The 19,234-nt window shown below is 64.5% G+C and carries 16 protein-coding genes; 13 read left to right on the top strand and 3 right to left on the bottom strand.

Features of this window, described 5'->3' with window-relative positions; all coding sequences use genetic code 11:
• Positions 1-677: 677 nt before the first annotated feature.
• Positions 678-1,745 (bottom strand): class III poly(R)-hydroxyalkanoic acid synthase subunit PhaC, encoded by a 1,068-nt coding sequence (locus tag ML01_RS11305; RefSeq protein WP_058555492.1) that lies wholly within the window; start codon positions 1,743-1,745, stop codon positions 678-680.
• Between the two features lie 142 nt (positions 1,746-1,887).
• Positions 1,888-2,979 carry a class III poly(R)-hydroxyalkanoic acid synthase subunit PhaE gene (gene phaE / locus ML01_RS11300; RefSeq protein WP_058555491.1) on the bottom strand — a complete coding sequence of 364 codons (1,092 nt, stop codon included), beginning with the start codon at positions 2,977-2,979 and terminating at the stop codon, positions 1,888-1,890.
• Between the two features lie 488 nt (positions 2,980-3,467).
• On the opposite strand from phaE, the gene ML01_RS11295 reads away from it, so the two are divergent.
• A complete protein-coding gene (locus ML01_RS11295) occupies positions 3,468-4,652 on the top strand; it encodes an acetyl-CoA C-acetyltransferase (protein WP_058555490.1) in 1,185 nt (394 codons plus the stop codon).
• A 147-nt stretch (positions 4,653-4,799) separates the two neighbouring features.
• Positions 4,800-5,321: a polyhydroxyalkanoate synthesis repressor PhaR gene (gene phaR / locus ML01_RS11290; protein ID WP_082674175.1), complete on the top strand. Its 522-nt coding sequence runs from the start codon at positions 4,800-4,802 to the stop codon at positions 5,319-5,321.
• Between the two features lie 184 nt (positions 5,322-5,505).
• Here the strand turns inward: phaR and ML01_RS11285 are convergent, their stop codons facing one another.
• Entirely contained in the window at positions 5,506-7,320 is a 1,815-nt protein-coding gene (locus ML01_RS11285) for a long-chain fatty acid--CoA ligase (RefSeq protein ID WP_058555489.1), read from the bottom strand.
• 149 nt (positions 7,321-7,469) lie between these two features.
• Here ML01_RS11285 and thiS point away from each other — a divergent pair, with 149 nt between their 5' ends.
• The 11 genes from thiS (at position 7,470) to ML01_RS27180 (ending at position 19,225) form a co-directional block, all read left to right on the top strand.
• Complete coding sequence (thiS, locus tag ML01_RS11280; protein WP_058555488.1) at positions 7,470-7,670, top strand: sulfur carrier protein ThiS; 201 nt, start codon at positions 7,470-7,472, stop codon at positions 7,668-7,670.
• Positions 7,671-7,753: 83 nt separating this feature from the next.
• Positions 7,754-8,581: a thiazole synthase gene (locus tag ML01_RS11275; RefSeq protein WP_082674174.1), complete on the top strand. Its 828-nt coding sequence runs from the start codon at positions 7,754-7,756 to the stop codon at positions 8,579-8,581.
• A gap of 91 nt (positions 8,582-8,672) precedes the next feature.
• Complete coding sequence (locus tag ML01_RS11270) at positions 8,673-9,116, top strand: tetratricopeptide repeat protein (protein WP_058555487.1); 444 nt, start codon at positions 8,673-8,675, stop codon at positions 9,114-9,116.
• 13 nt (positions 9,117-9,129) lie between these two features.
• Positions 9,130-9,618 (top strand): DUF29 domain-containing protein, encoded by a 489-nt coding sequence (locus ML01_RS11265; protein WP_058555486.1) that lies wholly within the window; start codon positions 9,130-9,132, stop codon positions 9,616-9,618.
• A gap of 173 nt (positions 9,619-9,791) precedes the next feature.
• Positions 9,792-11,201 carry an AAA family ATPase gene (locus ML01_RS11260; RefSeq protein WP_058555485.1) on the top strand — a complete coding sequence of 470 codons (1,410 nt, stop codon included), beginning with the start codon at positions 9,792-9,794 and terminating at the stop codon, positions 11,199-11,201.
• Positions 11,198-12,001 (top strand): retron system putative HNH endonuclease, encoded by an 804-nt coding sequence (locus ML01_RS11255; protein ID WP_058555484.1) that lies wholly within the window; start codon positions 11,198-11,200, stop codon positions 11,999-12,001. Before ML01_RS11260 ends, ML01_RS11255 begins: the two co-directional genes overlap by 4 nt.
• Positions 12,002-12,019: 18 nt before the next feature.
• Positions 12,020-12,490, top strand: a complete 471-nt coding sequence (locus tag ML01_RS31330) for an XRE family transcriptional regulator (RefSeq protein WP_371258207.1) — start codon at positions 12,020-12,022, stop codon at positions 12,488-12,490.
• A gap of 63 nt (positions 12,491-12,553) precedes the next feature.
• Positions 12,554-13,678 carry a cysteine desulfurase family protein gene (locus ML01_RS27185; RefSeq protein WP_082674173.1) on the top strand — a complete coding sequence of 375 codons (1,125 nt, stop codon included), beginning with the start codon at positions 12,554-12,556 and terminating at the stop codon, positions 13,676-13,678.
• Positions 13,679-13,683: 5 nt separating this feature from the next.
• A complete protein-coding gene (locus ML01_RS11245) occupies positions 13,684-14,580 on the top strand; it encodes a DUF4007 family protein (protein ID WP_082674172.1) in 897 nt (298 codons plus the stop codon).
• Positions 14,581-14,603: 23 nt separating this feature from the next.
• Entirely contained in the window at positions 14,604-17,957 is a 3,354-nt protein-coding gene (locus ML01_RS11240) for a hypothetical protein (RefSeq protein ID WP_216819157.1), read from the top strand.
• The gene (locus tag ML01_RS27180; RefSeq protein ID WP_082674171.1) at positions 17,954-19,225 is read left to right on the top strand and encodes an ATP-binding protein; all 1,272 of its coding nucleotides are present in this window, start codon (positions 17,954-17,956) and stop codon (positions 19,223-19,225) included. The genes ML01_RS11240 and ML01_RS27180 overlap by 4 nt, the downstream gene beginning before the upstream one ends.
• Positions 19,226-19,234: the final 9 nt, after the last annotated feature.

The raw sequence follows: 19,234 nt of genomic DNA, 5'->3' as shown, positions 1-19,234 counted from the left end.
CTGGCTTAGCGCAGATCTCGCTAGCGCCTCTTCGAGCTTGGGTTAGCCCTCTGCTCCGCAAGGACAGAGTGGCTAGCTTTTCCTGTGGGCCCACGAGCGATGTCGCCTGCATTGGCAGGCTGCATGGGGCGCGCTCTGAGCATTCTTCTCGCCATTGCTGGTCGGCGTCCGTGGCACAGTGTTCTGATCTGTGGCGAGGTTTTGTTCTCTGCTGACCTATAGAACGGCGGGCACCGTGCTGTATTCCCGTGTGCGTTGTCCGTGTTGGTTCTCGATGCGTCACGGAGCAGCGGTAGCTGTGTGGCCTGGTGCGGGTTACGGCGAATGGGCAAAGAGCTGTCGCCTCAGAGCGGTGCCGGCCGCCGTTCCGTGCAGTTATAGCGGGTCTGCGCTAGCTGGGCTCCGCCCTCCAGCGCCGGCGATCTCGGCAAACGAGCGCTGCGCTCCACCATCCACAGACGTGCCATCGGGCAACGCTGTTCTGCCAGCGCGCGCGGCGGTGAGACGTCACCTCGCAGACGGCATCATCCCGCGCCGATTCTGGTCATTGGTTGCGGATGTTGCGTTAGCCGCTTTCGCGGGTCGTTCGCTACCGAGGCTGCTTTCGCCTAGCGCGGCCGCTTGAGGCCTCTGGGCGTCGGGAGCGGGCACCATCCTTGGCGTTAGAAGAGGCGAGCTCAGGCGCGGGCGTTTAGCCATTCGCCGATGGCTGGGGTGACCTCTTTCTGGGCTTTGCCGCTCACGTAGATACCGATATGTCCCCCGGGGAATGCGAGCTCGGTGTAGTCCGACGATCCGGTGAGACCGGCGAGAGCCTTGGAGGCGGCGGGCGGTACCAGGTGATCCTGCAACGCGTAGATATTCAGCACCGGGCAGGAGATCTGCTTGAGGTCCACCGGGCGCTCGCCGACGTGGGCGGTGCCGTTGATGAACGCGTTGTTCTGGTAAAAGTCCTTGATGAACTGCCGGAAGGTCTCGCCAGCCTGGTCTGGGCTGTCGAAGATCCATTTCTCCATGCGTAGAAAGTTCTTCACCTGCTCCGGGTTGTCGAGCATGTCCACCATGTTGACGTACTTCTGTCCGGTGAGGCTGAAGGGCTTCAGGCTGAGGAAGGACCAGTTCAGGGTCTCGCCCGGGATGTTGCCCATGGTATCCACGGCGAGGTCTACATCAATGTGCTGGACCCAGGCCGAAAGCAGGTTGTCCGGGGTCTTGAAGTCCACGGGCGTCACCATCGTGACCAGGTTCTGTACCTTCTCGGTGTGAAGGGCTGTGTACATCAGGCTGAAAGTACCGCCCTGGCAGATGCCCAGGATGTTGATCTTATCTAGCCCGTGCGTGGCGCGGATGTGGTCCACGCATCCGTCTAGGTAGCCGTTGATGTAATCATCCAGCGTCAGCGAGCGATCCGCTTGATCCGGGTAGCCCCAGTCGATCAGATAAACATCTTGGCCCGTGGCGAGCAGCCCCTTGATCGTGGAACGGTTCTCCTGGATGTCCGTCATATACGGGCGGTTAACGAGCGCGTAAACGACGAGCAGCGGCGTCTTTTGCTGCGCGACCCCGGCCGGGCGCTGGTAGCGGTACAGCGTCAGCTTGTCGTCGGTGTAGACGGCGTCCTTCGGGGTGACGCCGGTGTCGATCTCGCCAGCGTTGATGAGGTTCTCCATGCCCTGGCCGAGCTTGCGGCTGTACTCGAGCATTTCTTCGCCGAGCTTGTCGGGGCGGATTTCAATGGGGAACATGTCGGTGTTGTCCTCAGCGGTGGCTGTTCGTTTGATCCGTTGCCGGTGCGACGGGCGGTTGCGTTGCCTTCATTAAGGGTCGAGGGGGCGGAGTGCAGAAAGCGAGGCGCGGGCCGTCGGCTCGCCCGACCCCCCCCAGCGCCTAGCTCCTAGGCCCTTCTTTGGCCGCCGTCGTCTTCCGCACCGTAGCCTTCTTCTTGGGGGCGACCGGGGCCGAGCTCGTCACCGGCAGTGCCGGCGACTTTGCGCTGGCGGGCGCTGCGGATCGGTCGAGGAGCTGGCGCTTGATGCCGTCGAGATCCCTCCGCAGACGCTTGTGCTCGCGGCGGGTCTCTTGCATGCGGTCCTGCAGCGTGCGGAGCTCGCTGCGGGTCGGCATGTTCATCGCGCCCAGGGACTCGTCCACCAGATGCGACATGCGCTGCTTCAGCGCCATCTGCGCGTTGACAAGCTGGCCGTGGATGCGCGAGTACTCAGGCGTGCTGACCTCCTCGGCATAAACCGCCTCGCAGCAGCCGACCCAGCCGTCGTAGAGCGCGCGGGCGGAGTCGATGGGCTCGCCCGAGTCGACGCGGGCCTGCATGAAGTCCTTGAGGCGCTGCACGGACTTGACGCCGAGCTTGCCGAAGAAGCCCGTGTAATCCTGCAATGCGCGTTGATAGTCGAGGCTGCGGCGGATCAGATCCTGGTACTGGGCCTGCTCCTCGCGCGTGTACCCCAAGCCCGGCGCGGAGAGCATGCGGTCCATGCCCTCTTTCACCTGACCGTGCGGCATATTGCGCAGCAGGTCGCCCGGCATCATCGGGGTCAGAGAGGACATCATGCGCTGCCAGTTGTCGAGCGGCATCTCCCAGAAGCCGAGCATGCGGCGCATCGCCGTGTCGGCCTCTGTGCTGCCGAAGCCGCCGGTGAAGGCGCGCTGCATTTCATCGAAGGTACGGGTCAGCGCATCCCAGCCGGCGCTCGCGCCGTCCGTGCCGGCGAGCCCACGGGTGAAGCGCTCCACCGTTCCGAAGTAGGCCTTACCCTGCTCCAGCAGCCGGTCCATGAAGGCCCGGGCCGGGTCATTGGCGGCCGGCGAGACGGCCTTCCACCACTGGTCCATTGCGGCCTCCCACGGGTTCTGCCGGGGTGCGTCCAACCCCATGGCGCGGCGACCCATGTCGGTCAGGCCTTCCCAATACTGCTGCTGAAGCTTCAGCCAGTTATCGTTGAAGAATGCATCGTTTGCCATGCTTGTTGCGGCGTCTGCCGCCCTCCTCAATGTGGTATCTCGGGCACGCTAACACGGAAATTTGTGCGCTGCAACAAAACGCCCTAAACTGCGGCGGCTCCAGGATATAGCGCAACAGTGCACAACTTCCCGGACCGTATCATGTCGTTGCCCATGTTTGTCGGGATCGGGATCGGGATCGGGATTGGAAGCATAATTCCGAAGCCTCGATCACGCCCCCGGCTGCGGCAAGACAACAAGCCAAACCCGGCAGCGGGATTCCCGCAGCGACACACCAGCGGCAAGCGGGCGAATGCCCGGGTGTTGCGTGCGGTATCCATGGACACCCGCCTAGGCTTAACATCCGGACTCGTCGCGGCCCCGGCCCTCGGCGGTCGGCCTTCAAAACTGCTGAATCCCAACCAACAGCGCACACCACGCTGATTCCCATGCCACGCTGAGTCGGACACCACGCCGATCGCACACCACCCTCGCGGAGGATCTCTGTCATGCCCCAAACAGCCGTCATCGTCGCAGCCGCCCGCACCCCCGTCGGCAGCTTCGGCGGCAGCCTCGCGTCGCTGCCCGCCACCGCCCTCGGCGCCACCGTCGTCAAGGCGCTGCTCGAGCGCACCGGCCTTGCGCCCGAACAGGTCGACGAGGTGATCATGGGCCAAGTGCTCACGGCGGGTGTTGGCCAGAATCCGGCGCGCCAGACCACCATTCACGCCGGCCTGCCCCACACGGTGCCGGCCATGACCATTAACCAGGTATGCGGCAGCGGCCTGCGCGCGGTGCATCTGGCCATGCAGGCGGTGCTGTGCGGCGACGCCGAGATCGTCATCGCCGGCGGCCAGGAAAGCATGAGCCAGTCAGCGCACGTGGTGCCGGGCTCGCGCGACGGTAAGCGCATGGGCGAATGGAAGATGGTAGACACCATGCTCGCGGACGGTCTCGTGGATGCGTTCCACAACTATCACATGGGCGTCACGGCCGAGAACATCGCGAAAAAGTATGAGTTTAGCCGCGACTTGCAGGACGCCTTTGCCGCGGACTCCCAGCAGAAGACCGAGGCGGCGCAGAAGTCCGGCCGCTTCGACGACGAGGTCGTCCCGGTGGCGGTCCCGCAGCGCAAGGGCGATCCGGTGATGTTCACGCAAGACGAGTTTCCGCGCGCCGGCACAACCGCCGCCGGGCTCGGCAAGCTGCGTCCTGCCTTCGACAAGGAAGGCACCGTCACCGCGGGCAACGCATCGGGTATCAACGACGGTGCCGCCGCCGTCGTGGTCATGAGCGAGGCCAAGGCGAAGGAGCTGGGCTTGACGCCCATCGCGCGCATCAAGGCCTTCTCCACCGCCGGCGTCGATCCGGCCATCATGGGCACGGGGCCGATCCCGGCCTCCACCAAGTGCCTGGAGCGCGCTGGCTGGACCGTTGCGGATCTGGACCTGATCGAGGCCAACGAGGCCTTCGCCGCGCAGGCCATGTCCGTGAACAAGGACATGGGCTGGGACACCGACAAGGTGAACGTCAACGGCGGCGCCATTGCCATTGGCCATCCCATCGGTGCCTCCGGCGCCCGCGTGCTGGTGACGCTGCTGCACGAGATGCAAAAGCGCGACGCCAAGAAGGGTCTCGCAACGCTCTGCATCGGCGGTGGTCAGGGCGTGGCGCTGGCGGTGGAGCGGGATTGACGCGGCAAGCGCGGCGCCGCGAAGGCGTTGCGCTCGGCACCGGCGGCCGGTGTTGCCGCCGGTGTGCCGCGGGCATGACCGCGGCCATCTCAACCCCTTGGTCAGTGGGCTAGACTGGGGGGACGCCTCCGCAGTATTCCCGCCGCCATGACCACTGAGCGCATCATCAAAAAGTACCCGAACCGGCGTCTCTACGACACCGAGCTCAGCCGCTACATCACCATTGCGGACGTCCGCGACCTCGTGATGAGCGGGGTGCCGTTTCGGGTGCTTGACACCGCCAACGACGCAGACCTCACCCGCTCCATCCTGCTTCAGATCATGCTGGAGGAAGAGGCCGGTGGTGAGCCGCTGTTCTCGGCCAACATGCTCGCCCAGATCATCCGCTTCTACGGCGGCACCCTGCAGGGCGTCTTTGCGCGCTACATGGAGCATTCGCTGGAGGCCTTTGCGACGCAGCAAAAGCAGCTCGCGGATGCTTGGGGCGACACGCCCTTCGACGCCATCAACCGCATGACCAAGCGCAACATGGACCTGTGGGCGGATGCGCAGAAGACCCTGCTGCGCGCCGCCGGGCTGGGGCCGAATGACCCGCCGCGGGATGGATGCGAGCCGGATGCCGTCGCGGCGCCGCCGCCGCCGCCGGACGAGGGCGACCGCCGCGACTGACCTGCCGTCTAACGAGGCTTCGACTCACACGGACGAGTCGTGCTCATCGATATCGGGATCGGTCGGCACTCCGTTCGATTTCGATAGCGATCCCGGCGTGCCCGCCAGTCCGACGCCCAGTTGAAACTTGACTTGATCTGCAAACGTTCGGGGCCGTCAAGCAATCTAGGCCGACCTGGCGGCCTTAGTCCGTATACATCCGCTCCACCGACAGGTGATGGCGCTCCAGCACCTGGTTGCGCTTGATCTTCAGCGTTGGCGTTTGCAAGCCGTTCTCGATGGTCCAGGGCTCCAGGCTCAGTGCCACGCGACGGATCTTGGCGTAGCCCGGAAAGTCCGTCAGCGCATCGCGCATGCGCCGCAGCATTTCCTTGTGCAGTGCCGGATCGTGAAGGCTCGCCGGGTCGTCCGCGGCGAGACCGTGCTCGCGCGCGAGGCCCGGCCAAAGGTCCCCGTTCAGCACCACCAACGCCGTGAGATACGAGCGCCCCTCGCCGATCACGAGCACTTGATCGAACAGTGGGTCGAGGCCGAGCGCCATTTCCATGTCGCCGGGCGGCACCTTCTCGCCGTTGCTGAGCACCAGGATGTCCTTGATGCGGCCGGTGATGTAGATGTAGCCCTCCTCAATGCGCGCCTGATCGCCGGTGCGAAGCCAACCGTCGCTGCCAATGACCTTGGCTGTCGCCGCGTGGTTGTTCCAGTAGCCGAGCATGTTGCACGGGCCCATGACCTGAAGCTCGTCATCGGGTCCGATGCGGGCGCGAATGCCGCGCAGCAGCACGCCGACGCTCTTCGGGCGGTTGTCGTGCAGCGGATTGACGGAGATGACGGGGCTGGTCTCGGTGAGTCCGTAGCCCTGCACCAGCGGCACGCCGAGCGCGATGAACACGCGCGCTACCTCGAATGGCAACGGGGCGCCGCCGCTCACCGCCGCGCGCATGCGGCCACCCAAGCGCTCCAGCACCGGGGCCGCCACCTTGCGCCGCAACAGCGGCCAGAGCAGGAGCCGCGGGTGCCAGCCGCGCCGCCCGCTCTGGACCTCGAAGCGCGTCCAGCCGACCTCGACGGCCAGCGCGAAGAGCCGCCGGGCAAGCGCCGAGCGGCCACGGAGCTGATCTTGGATGCGGGCGTAGACGCGCTCGAACACCCGCGGCACCGCGATGATGGCCGTGGGGCGGATGCTCTGGAGATCCTCCCCGAGCTGCGTCACGGAGCGCGCGTAGGCCACCTCGGAGCCCGAGAGCATTGGCAGAAAGCAGCTCGCGGTGCGCTCCAGCGTATGCGACAGCGGCAGAAAGGACAGGAACACGTCCTCCTGGTAGACGTCGACCACCGTCAGCGCACCGTGCGCATTGGACAGGATGTTGTGATGGCTCAGCATCACGCCCTTGGGCCGCCCGGTGGTGCCGGAGGTGTAGACGATGGTGGCCAGCGCGTTCGGGTCGCCCTCGCGCTGCGGCTGCTCGGTACCCGTGGCCGGCAGCCAATCCGCCGCGGTAACGGCGCGTGCATCCGCCGTGGGCTGCGCGGCAGTGCCCTCGCGGCCATCCACGATAACAACCCGCTGCGGCCAGGGGTCGGCGCCGATGACCTCCGCCAGCCGCCGCCAGCGGTTCGCGTCTTGGATGCACAAGAGCCGCACCGCCGCGTCCTGCAGGATGTACGCGGCGTTGTCGGCGCGGTCGTCGGTATAGAGCGGCACCGTGACAAGTCCGAGCGACAGCGCCGCCTGGTCGATGATCACCCACTCCGGGCAGTTGCGCAGCAGAATGGCCACGCGGTCGCCGGGCTGCAGGCCCTCGCGTGCCATCGCATCGCGCCAGCGCGCGACCTGCAAAGCGGTCTCGCGCCAGGTCAGGGCCTGCCACTGCTGGCTGTCGCGGTCGAACCAGCGGTAGGCCACGCGCGCCGGCGAGCGGCGCACGCGCTGAAAGAAGAGCCCGTCGAGCGTGCGCGCGCGCTCGATCGGGATCAGATCCTCGGACCAAGTCGTCAAGCGTCCATCCTCTTGTGGTCTGATATCGCCGTCGTTGCGCCGGCGTGTTTTTGTCTCGGGGCGGGCCGGAAACCAGGGCGGTCGCGGGTCCGCAGGCGAGTCTATTGTAAAATCCCCGCCTTTCACACGGCGCGAGCATCGAAAAAATCATGCAGATCACCGTCAACGGCGAGCCCGCCGAGGTCTCGGCCGACACGCCGATCGGCGCGCTCATCGAACAGCTCGGGCTCGGCGGGCAGCGCATCGCGGTCGAGGTCAACCGCGAGCTGGTGCCGAAGAGCCGCTTCGACGCCCATCGCCTGCAACACGGCGACCGCGTCGAGATCATTCACGCCGTCGGCGGCGGCTGAGTCCGCTCAGCAAGCTCGCACCGCACCGCACCGCGCCCCGGCGCCGACCGCGCCGCCGCCCCCATCGCAGAGATCCCATCCCCATGCCAACAGAGCAAACCATCGACATCGCCCGCGCCATCGACAGCAACGCGGGCGACGGCTTCAGCATCGCCGGCCGCGCCTTCACGTCGCGCCTCCTGGTCGGCACCGGCAAGTACAAGGACATGGACGAGACCGCGCGCGCCATCGCGGCCAGCGGCGCCGAGATTGTCACCGTCGCCGTGCGCCGCACCAACATGGGCCAGAACCCGGGCGAGCCGAACATCCTCGACGTGCTCCCGCCCGATCGCTACACCATCCTGCCCAACACCGCCGGCTGCTACGACGCCGAGTCCGCCGTGCGCACCTGCCGCCTCGCCCGCGAGCTGCTCGACGGCCACAACCTGGTCAAGCTGGAGGTGCTCGGCGACCAGAAGACGCTGTTCCCCGACGTGATCCAGACCCTCGCCGCGGCCAAAGAGCTGATCCAGGACGGCTTCGACGTGATGGTCTACACCAACGACGACCCGATCATCGCCCGCCAGCTCGAAGACATCGGCTGCTGCGCCGTCATGCCGCTGGCCGCGCCCATCGGCTCCGGCCTCGGCATCCGCAACCCGCTCAACATCCTCACCATCGTCGAGAACGCCTCGGTGCCGATCTTGGTGGACGCGGGCGTCGGCACGGCCAGCGATGCGGCCGTCGCCATGGAGCTCGGCTGCGACGGCGTGCTCATGAACACCGCCATCGCCGCCGCGAAGCACCCGGTGCTGATGGCGAGCGCCATGCGCAAGGCCATCGAGGCCGGCCGCGAGGCCTACCGCGCCGGGCGCATGCCCGCCAAGCGCTTCGCCTCCGCGTCGTCGCCCATCGCCGGGACCTTCTTCTGACGCGACGCGCGTGCCCAAGGTGGCAATCGGCGCCTGTTGCCCGCAGCTCACTCGCCGTCACAAACCATCCGAGCCGAGGAGCCAGAGCCGCATGACCGACAGCATCACCAACCAGGACATGGACCTCATGAGCGGCATTGCCGCCTTCGAGGCCAAGCAGTTCTCCCGCGCCACCGGCCTCCTGTCGCCGCTCGCCGAGCAGGGCGACGCGGACGCCATGTATCGCATGGCGATCATGGCGCAGAACGGCCTTGGCATGCTCCCGAACCCGCTCCTCGCCTACAAGTACATGAAGGCCGCCGCCGAGCAGGGCCTGAGCCTCGCCCAGCACGGCTTGGGCTTCATGTACATGCAAGGCGAATGCGCGGACAAGAACCCGCAGAAGGCCATCGACTGGTTCAAGCGCGCCGCGGAGCAAGGCCTGACGGGCTCCATGACCACCATCGGCATGATGTACGAGCAGGGCAACGGCGTGGCGCAGGACATGGAAGAGGCGCGCAAGTGGTATCGGGCGGCGGGGTTTGACGACAAGTAGCCGCGGCAGCGCGATGAGCGATCTCTCCGACCTCTACGACACGGACTACGGGGAATGGGCCAGGCGGAACGCCCGCCTGCTGAGCGCCGGCGACTTTGGCGGGCTCGACGTCGCGCACCTGCTCGAAGAGCTGGACGATAGAGCCAAAAGCGAGCGGCGCGAGCTGGAGAACCGCCTCACCATCCTGCTCGCTCACCTGCTCAAACGGCAGTCCCAACTGCCGCAGCTCTCCGAGCGCCGGCGGGAATTCGACGGCCGCAGTTGGCCTAGCACCATCATCGAGCAGCGCGACCGGCTCGCCAAGCGGCTGCGCGAGACGCCGAGCCTCAAGCCCGTATTGAGCCAAATGCTGCCCAAGGCCTATGCCGATGCCGTCGCCGCGAAAGAGCGCGGCCTGCCCGCGGCGACCTTCCCCCCAAGCTGCCCCTACGGCGAAGCCGAGCTGCTCGATGAGTCCTTCTATCCGCGGGCGACTAGTGCAGCAGTGCACGAGCGGGCGTGATGCAGAGGCGGCCGACATCCGGGCCGCCTGGCGAGCGCATCCGCGCGCGGGCCGACGCTGCCCGAACGATGGGTGAGCCGTCCTTGTAGCCCCGCCGAACACGTAGGCCAAGCCTCGGTTCGCTTGCGGTAGCATCGCGAGCCATGCGAGCCGCGAACCACCGGTAAGGCGCCATGCGACTGACCTCCGTCGAGATCGAGAACTTCCGCGCCATCGGCGAGCTGACGCTGCCGCTGCATGATCGGCTCAATGTGCTGGTGGGCGAGAACGCGGCCGGCAAGACCTCGGTCGTCGAGGCCATCGCCGTCGGGCTCGGGGCGATCCTGGAGTATCTGCCCGACTGCAAGGGACGGGGATTCAAAGGCGGGGACATGCGGCAGGACTTCGGCTTCGACCAAGCCTCGCCGATGAAGCCGGCAATGCAGCCTGGTGAGGTGCCTCGGCTTGTACCCGCAAGTCCAGCAGAGGACGGGGAAGTATCCCCATCGGCATACGTGCGGGTCGCGCTGCAAGCCGACAGCGGCGTTGCTTGGGACCGGATCAAGCGCCGCGATCGGACCAAGCTCACGGCGCAGCTCACTCCCCGCGGGCTCGGTCGATCCGAGCTTCAGCAGTATCTCGATCCGATCATCGAATCGGTACGGCGGGGCGGCGACCTGGACCTGCCCATCGTCGCTTACTACGGCACAGACCGGGCAGTACCGGACATCCCCCAGCGCAAGCGCAATGTCCGCAAGGCGTTGGGCCGATTCGCCGCGCTGGATGGCGCACTGGAGGCAGGTTTCCGGTTCAAGGACATCTTCGATTGGCTGGTCGGCCAAGAGGACCTGGAGCGCCGCGGCAAACAAGAACATCGCGATTTCGACTACAAGCTGCCAGTGTTGGAAGCCGTCCGCACGGCCATCGAGCGGGCGCTGCCCGGGTGCCGCCACCCGCGTACCTCGCTGAGCCCGCTGCGCCTCCTGATGGACATGCACACGCCGGTCGGCGGTATCGAGACCCTGGCCCTCGACCAGCTCAGCGGCGGGTACCGGACCATGCTCGCGCTGGTCATGGACCTAGCCCGACGCATGGCCCAGGCCAACCCGCACCGCGGCCGGGCGGCGATCGATGCAACTGGGGTCGTGCTGATCGACGAGGCGGACCTGCACCTGCATCCGCGCTGGCAGCAGCGAGTGTTGCACGATCTCGGCGCGGCCTTTCCGAACATCCAGCTCATCGTCTCTACCCACAGCCCGCAGGTGCTCACCACTGTGCGGCCGGAGAGCATCGTCATGCTCGAACGGACAGGCGGCACGCTCGTCGCCGCGGCAGCGACCTCGTCCTACGGGGCGCAAAGCGGGCGGCTGCTGACGGAGATCCTCGGCGTCGACCAGCGTCCGCCCGAGGATGTCGTCGAGTTCACCCGGCTGCTGAATCAATACAGTGCGCTGATCGACGCGGAGCTGGGCGAGGAGCCGGAAGCCGCGGCGCTGCGCAGTCGGCTCGATGCCCTGTCGCCGTACGAGCCGGAGCTGATCCGGCTCGATATGGAGATCCGGCGCCGCCGCGTGCTGCGGCGCGCCCGCGAAGAGCAGGCATGAAGCCGGTGCGGTCGCTCGGCGCCGTCCCACCGGGGCTGCGCCGGTTTCTTGATGCCCATCCCGCCACAACCGAATGGGAGACTTTCCGCCGCGATTTCGTCGACTATCAAGACGCCGAAGGCCGCACGGCGCACCGGAAGCTACTCGACGCGCTCGCGGCAATGCAGCGCGGCCTCTGCGCCTATTGCGAGATCGACCTGGCGGATGCAGACCGACAGGTGGAGCATTTCCTGCCCAAGTCGCTCAGGCCCGACTTGACCTACGACTGCGCCAACCTACTCGCGGCCTGCTGTGGCGGCAAGAACCCGCACAGCGCGGACGATCGGCGCAGGGCGCTGCGACCATCTCGCCGAAGCATGAGCTGCGGGCAATACAAGGACGGCCCCGGCGCCAACTGCGTGCCGACCCCGAAACCGACGGACCTTCCGCCGTCGCCGACGCTCTTCACTGTGTATCGGGAAGGCCTGCTCAAGCCCGTCGCGGCAGCCTGCGAGCAGGTCGGCATCGACCGCACTCAGCTCGCGGCGACGGTGGATGCGTGTCTGAACCTGAACTGCGATCGACTCAAGCTCGCCCGGCAGGCGGTGTGGGAGAAGCTGGAGGAGGATGTCGCGGATGAGATCGCGCGCCTTCCCGATCCAGTCGATGACGCTGCCTACGCCCGAGTCATGGAGCGCTGTGCCGAGATATATCTCCTGCCGGAGCACGACGGCAAGCTCCCGCCGTTCTTCACGACTCGGCGCGCGTTCTTCGGCTCCATCGGCGAGCCGGTGCTTGCGGAGCGGGCGAACTGGTTGTGATGAATCCGACACGGCCGCATGCGAGAGTCGCCCATGAGCGAGCGCGGCTGGACGCAGCGGGCAGCCACAGCCCAATGCCGGGCGACCCAGCCGAGGACCACCGACCTACTGCGCGGGCGCATCTCCCGCTTCTCGCTGAACACGCTCGTCACATCGTCGCGACCCTCGGGCTACGCGTCTGAGTGCACTTGGACGCAGCCTACTTTGCTGCGCAGCCAGCAGCGACGGGTCCGAGAAGCAACCGGTAACCGAGGCAAAGTGCCGTGCCCAAAGGAGCTGGCGGATTGCCGTGCACTGGCGAACTTGACTCTCCCCACAGCCGGAGCTTTGCAGGTTTGCCAAGCCGGCGCGCCGGCACGGGGCGTGAAAACTGAGCCGTTTTGCCGTTACACTCTGGCGCTGATCGGCGTTACAACCTTGCGCCCGCAAGCCATTGATTCCGCGCAAACCGGAGATGGCAAGCTGCGCGCGGCGAACACCCAGCAGTGAGGCGCTCGGCAGGCGCCCCACAGCGTGTCCGAATCGAGCACTCCGACCTGGTCCTGCAACGGCATGCACATCTATCTGGACAACAACGCTGCGACCCCTACGGACCCGCGAGTGCTGGCAGCGTTTACTGAATGCTCCGCACACCCGGGCAACCCGAACAGCACCGAGCACGCAGCAGGGCGGAGTGCGAGGCGCCGGATCGCGGCTGCCGCCGAAGCTGTCTCGAATCTGATCGACGCTCGCCCGGAGCAGATCAGCTTCTTGCCCGGGGCGACGGCCGCACTCTCGTTGGTGATCGACATCTGCGTTGGACAGATGGGCGTATCGACGATTGCTGCGACCACGGCGGACCATCCGGCGGTACTCAACCGGTTGGGGACACTCGCACAGGACGGGCTGTCGACCGCGCTGGCACCCGTCGATCAGAGAGGGCAAGTGCGCTTAGACGCCCTCGAACTCTTGGTACGGAATCGCCGTCCGCAGCTTGTTTGTTTGATCGCGGCAAACAACGAGGTCGGTACCATCACCGATCTCGCTCCGGCGTGCCGTATCGCACGCAAAGCCGGAGCGCTTGTGTTGATTGATGCTTGCCAAGCGGCTGGAAAGGTTCCGTTGAGCTTTCAAGCGTTGGATTGCGACTTCCTCGTGCTCAGCGGTGCCAAGCTATACGGTCTGCCCAGAACCGCGGCGTTGGCTTCGAGCTACGATTTCGCAGAACCTGCCAAGGCGCGTTTCGGATCGCCAGACGCACCGGGCGCTGTGTCCTTAGGTGAAGCTTGCCGCCTGCGAGCCCGCGAGATGCGTGACGACGAAGCGCGAATTGCCACACTGCGGGACCATCTGGAGAACGCGCTGCACAGCGCGTTTCCGGATATGCACGTGAATGGTGATCGCGATCGTCGACTTGCCGGCACGCTGAACTTCGCTGTCCCGGGAGTGCCGAATGACGCCGTGCTGGCCCGCTTGGATGGTCAACTCGCTATGTCGGCCGGCGCCGCGTGCAACAGTGGTGCTGATCAGCCGTCGCATGTCTTGCGGGCGATGGACGCGCCAAGTTGGGTGCTCGAAGGATCGCTGCGAATCGGGATAGGCAAATTCAACACCCGAGATGAGATTGAACGCGCGTCACACCTGCTGATATCTACGATCGACAGCATCCGCACTGTACGCTCGGGGCGGCACCGGTGAACGCGATGGCCGAAGCAAGACCCAGATTCTCGGGTCACGAGACATTCGCCTGCCGGTTCGCGTGGATTCCTAAAGCAGTCAATCTCCTGCTTGAGAGACCCGCGGCTCTTTCGGACGACGACGACGCCATGGCGTCACTCGGCGTAGGCAGGAACATGCTGAAAGCATTGCGCTTCTGGATCGAGGTGTTCGACGTAGCCAAGGCTGACCGTGGTCACTGGGTCCTGACCCCATTCGGCGAAGCGATTTTCGGACCTTCAGGCTACGACCGCTATCTGGAGCGCGTCGAGACTCAGTGGCTGATGCAGTGGAAGGTGACCTCAGAGCCAGAGCGACCGCTCTTCGTGTGGCGGCATGTCTTCTTCCGGCGCAACCGCCCAGACTTCACCCGCACGGAGTTGTTGGGGGAATTGCATCGCGAGAGCCGTTTGGCTGGTTACGAGCATTCGGACGTTACCCTGAAGCAGCACATCGACGTCTTCCTCCGCAGCTACCTGTCCACAGCTCATGACGGCGCCCCGGAGGACGCCTTTGACGGCCCGCTCATCGAGCTCTCACTGATCCGCCAGGCCGGTCGTCGACCTAGTGAGGACGGCCGGCACGAGCCCGCTTACGCTCTAACCGCCCGTGGTCGCGCGCCCGCGCGCGTCGTCGAGTATGCCATCTTGGAGTTTTGGAGCCGCCGTCGCACAGACGAGACGGTGCTGACACTGCACGACTTGGTTTTTGCGGAAGGCAGCCCCGGGGCCACGTTCCGAGTCCAGGAGGACCAGATTCGTGCGCACGTTTTGGACTCAAAGAACTATAGTTTCCGCATCAGCGGCGGCGCGGGAGCTGTTCACCGGGAAACCCCATCTCCAGGCGGAAACCTCGCCGGCCTATACGGAAAGAAGCGGATATGACGCGCCCCTCACCGAAGATGATCTTGGACGTGCTGCGGCCTCAGCCGCGATTCTTCCGAAGCGTCAGCTTGGAACGGGACCTGGCTGATCCCCAGGCCATCGACGGTTATGTCGTGACGCCATGGCTGCGTACGGTGATCGATCGCTTCCTTTCGGGAACGGAGATGGCCTCTTCGCGCCGGGCTTGGCGTCTCACCGGCGATCTCGGCGTGGGCAAGTCAGCGCTTGGGTTGGCGGTGGCCCGCTTTCTTGACCCTCGGACTCGGGTTTCAGCATCGCAAGTGGCTGATCCCGGACGCCCGCTCAGCCGACTCCTACCCGTCGTCGTCATGGGCTCGCGCAGCAACCTGGGGGAGATCATTTCACATGCGGTACGCCAAGCCCTAGTGGCCACGCCGGAATTGGATATCCCGCCGCCCCGGCGTACGGCAATAATCGACCTCGTTCAGGTGGATCCGGCTCGGGGCTGCGACGAGCTTGCCAAGCTGATCGCCAAGACCGATCGCTTCGACGGCGTCCTTCTGGTGATCGACGAGTTGGGCAAATGCCTTGAGCACGCCGCCGCCACGGGCGGCGATATCATTGCCCTGCAGAACCTCGCTGAAGCCGCCGCGCGCTCGGGCGCCGAGCCCTTGGTTGTGCTGACCATACTGCACCAAGGCGTTACTTCTTATGCCGAAAGCGCTTCCGCATGCTCGCGGTCAGAATGGGCAAAGGTTGCCGAACGATACGAAGAGCTCAACTTCGATCATCCCCTGACTCACACGGCTGCATTGGTAGCCGCCGCCCTGGATGCCGACATGGACGCGCTGCCGGCCGCGGCACGCCAAGCTTACGCGCGGGCGCGCGGCGAAGTGGAAGCAATCGAGTGGATTCCGAGCGGCACGCTCGCGGATGACGCCGCAATCTACCCCCTGCATCCTTCGGTTCTAGCGCTAGCACCACGGTTTTTCAGCTTGTTCGGTCAGAACGAGCGATCTCTGTTTGGCTTCTTGGCCTCCGAAGAGCCTTTCGGAGTCCGCGCCTTCAGCCGTCGCAGTCCGGAGCCGGGCGCGCTGTACAGCCTGGACAACTTCTTTGACTTTGTTGCTGCCTCCTTCGGGGGACGTTTGATCGGACGCAACGCGGGCGCCGACTGGAGCCGCATTCAAGCCGTGGTGCACCGCGCCAGTGACCGACCCCCGCTCGAAGCCCGCATACTCAAGGTCGTCGGCTTGCTGACGCTGACAGACGCAGAGCATCTTGTCGCGGACGTCGCTTCGCTCGCAGCTTGCTTGGGGCCGGAGATGCCCCCCCATGAGGTAGCAGCTGCCATCAACGCGCTGAAGGCGAGCGGACTGTTGTTCGAGCGTTCGGGACTGGCAGGTTTGCGTTTGTGGGTCGCCCGGCGAGTCGACATGAATGTGCTCTGGCGCGAGGCTCAGACTGCGCTTCCGCGTCTGGCAAGCGTGGCAGAAACGCTCGTGGCCCTCGCCCCGCGCCACAGCGTTCTCGCTCGCCGCCATGCCATCCAGACCGGTACCCTGCGCCAGTTTAGCCTCACGTACCTGGCAGACGACCGACTTGGCAGCCGCGATCCGACGGTCGAAGGAGACGGATCTGTGATCGTGGTGTTGAGGGAGAGGACGGGGGAGCACGACGTGGCGCCGTGCTGGGCTAGAAGAGTCAGCAACGACGACAAGCGCGTCATCGTGGCATTAAGCCCGCCGCTGGACGATCTCAGGCCGCTGGTTCTAGAGCTGCGCCGAGCCCAATGGCTGGAACAGCATGCAGGCGGTCTTCGCGACGACGCCTTTGCCGCAGCGGAGCTATCACGCCAGATCGCCTGGCTTGAGAACCGGCTACAGGAACGACTGTCTTTAATGTTGCGGTTGGTGGAGTCCTCGTGCCAGGACGAGCAAGCGGAGTTCTTCTGGTCAGGCGTTCCGCTCGATGTCGATGGCCCACTGCACGCAGCAATCTCAACGGTGTGCGACAAGGTTTATCCCCACGCGCCCCGTGTCCAGAACGAGTTGGTGAACCGTCGTTCGATTAGCAGTGCCGCGGCGGCCGCGCGCCAACGTCTAGTGGAAGTCATGTTCTCCGCGGCGGAAAAAAGGGATCTTGGTCTTCCGTCCAGCAAATCGCCGGCGGAACGTACGCTGTACTTGTCGATCCTTCGCCGTGGATTCCTGCATGTCTGTGATGGCAAGACCTGGCGGCTGGCTTGTCCTCTTCCGGGTGACAGAACAGACCCGCTGCATCTATCGCCTGCCCTCAACACACTCGCCGTTCAACTGCAAAGCGCCTCCGATCGAGTCACGGCCAAAGAGCTGCTCGAAGAGCTCGCTCGTCCACCGTACGGTGTCCGAGAAGGGTTGGCGCTGCTGTTGCTCGGCTACGTATTGGCATTGCATCGGCAGCATATCGCAGTCTACGAACGGGGCAGCTTTGTGCCCGGCTTCGATGGCAGCGGGTTTATGCGGCTCAGCAAGGCACCCAAGCTCTTTGCCTTTCAATGGGCGAAGGTCGAAGGCGTGCGAGCGCTCGTGTTCGCTCGGCTCTCTCAGGCCCTATCAACCGGAACGAACAAAGACGGCTTACTCAGCTTGGTTAAGCCGTTAGTCCAGTTCGGAGCAGCTCTGCCATTCCACACACTGAAGACACAGCAGATCTCTCCGCATGCCATGGCGGTACGTGACGTTCTCACTCGCGCAAATAGCCCGGTAGACATCCTGTTTCGAGACCTGCCGGAAGCCGTCGGTTCTTCGCGTTTTGGGGAGGGAGACGCGGCGGACACCGGGGAGGTCGAGATGTTCGTCGAGCGGCTTAAGGGAGCGCTCGAAGAACTACGTGCTGCGTACGACCTTTTCCTAGAACGGTTGAAGCAGACCTTGTTGGCCGCACTGAGCGCAGCGGATAGGGCTGCCGCAACAGACCGCGCCTCACGCATAGTGTTTCGACTAACCGAGCCGCGCCTGCGTGCCTTCGCCCAGCGCTTGGCGGACCGGAACGGGTCGGAAGACCGATGGATCGAAGCCGTCGCAGGCTTCGTCGTGGCGAAGACACCCAATCGTTGGCTCGATGCCGACGAGGCCCGCTGGCGATCGCTAGTGGACGAGCTCGCCGGTCAGTTCGGGAGGGCCGAGGCGGCCAATTTCAAGGCCGGAGGTCAAGGGCCAGCGGTCCGGCTTGCCCTGACCACCGCAGGTGGCGAGGAGATGATGCAAGTGGTCAACTTACCTGAGCCCGAGAGCCCACAAGGGCAGTTCGCTGCTTCAATTGCGGATAGTATTCGAGCGAATGGAGACAGCGCGTCGATACTCGCACTAATTGCGAGCCTCCTCTTGGGCAACGACGAAGCGCGCGCTCCTGTGGAGGAGACCGTGCGCCGATGAGTTTCCGGATTGCAGCACGGACGATTCTGCACCTTGGTGCGGAGTTGATCAGTTCGGACGGGATAGCACTCTATGAACTGATAAAGAACGCCTATGATGCGAGATCCCCAAGTGTTCAGATCAATATCGTGATGGCTCTATCTCGTGCAGCGCAGCGAGATACCTTGGATCGCATCGCTGACACTCGCGAGAACCAGCTGTCTCCCTCCGCGCAGCGAGATCTAATGTTGCATCTGCGACAACGCTGTCTTGAGAGTATCGACTACTCTGCTCCTTGCGCTAGGGACGTTCATAAGAAGCTTGAATCCATAAGAACGATCGACGACTTGGAGAGCGCCGTCCTAGACGCGAACTCAATCAGCGTAATTGACCAAGGAGAAGGCATGTCACTCGCGATACTTAACGATGCATTTCTCACCATCGGTACGCGATCGAAACGTCGCGGAAAGGACGCGATGAACTCAGACGAACGACAACATACTCTTGGTGAAAAGGGAATTGGGCGGCTTTCCGCAATGCGTCTGGGAGATCGCCTGCGGGTTCGAACGGCTCAAAAGGCGGACCATAGGTGGAATAATCTGGACATTGACTGGAGCGCATTCAGTCACGCAAGTGACGCCCTTCTAGAGGATATTCACTTAGCAGCCCGTGTAGGCGGACAGAAAGCCTCGCCGGAAACTTCTGGCACAGAGATCCTGGTTCGGGCTCTCAAGCGCGACTGGAGCAGGAAGCACGTTGAAGGCATTGTCCAGCAAGATCTTGCACAGATCAACGATCCATTCGAATCAAGCCTCCGGTTCCCCATAACAGTCCGGCACAATGGTGAAATCATACCTATACCTCGGCTTGAGCCTTGGATACTAAAGCACTACCACGGGCGATGTGCGGGCAAATTTCGCAGGCTACCCAGCCGCGGCTTGGTTTTCTCCGGCACCATGGATGAATCATCCGGCAAGACAGAGAACTTCAGCTACTCGGAAGTTGAGTTACTATCGGTAGCGAGGGAGTCTCACCTGGCGGTGGACCTTTCTCCGGAGATTCTCCACTCACTTGGTCCCTTCTCTGTCGAGTTTTATTGGTTCAATCGTCGCAAACTCACAGCCTTAGACGGGGTCGGGGATCTTACGACTGTGCGCGACCGACTAAGGCCGTGGACGGGTGGTCTACTAGTGTTCCGGGACGGCTTCCGCGTGTTTCCGTACGGGGGGGGGACGATGATTGGCTTAATTTGGACCGGAAGGCCTTCGCGCGCGGCGGATACAAGCTGAACCGTACCC

It is taken from the genome of Thiohalocapsa sp. ML1, from assembly GCF_001469165.1.
In the GTDB taxonomy this organism is placed as follows: Bacteria; Pseudomonadota; Gammaproteobacteria; order Chromatiales; family Chromatiaceae; genus Thiohalocapsa.
Note: the sequence above shows the minus strand (reverse complement) of the source record. Positions and strands in the feature narration are given on the sequence as shown.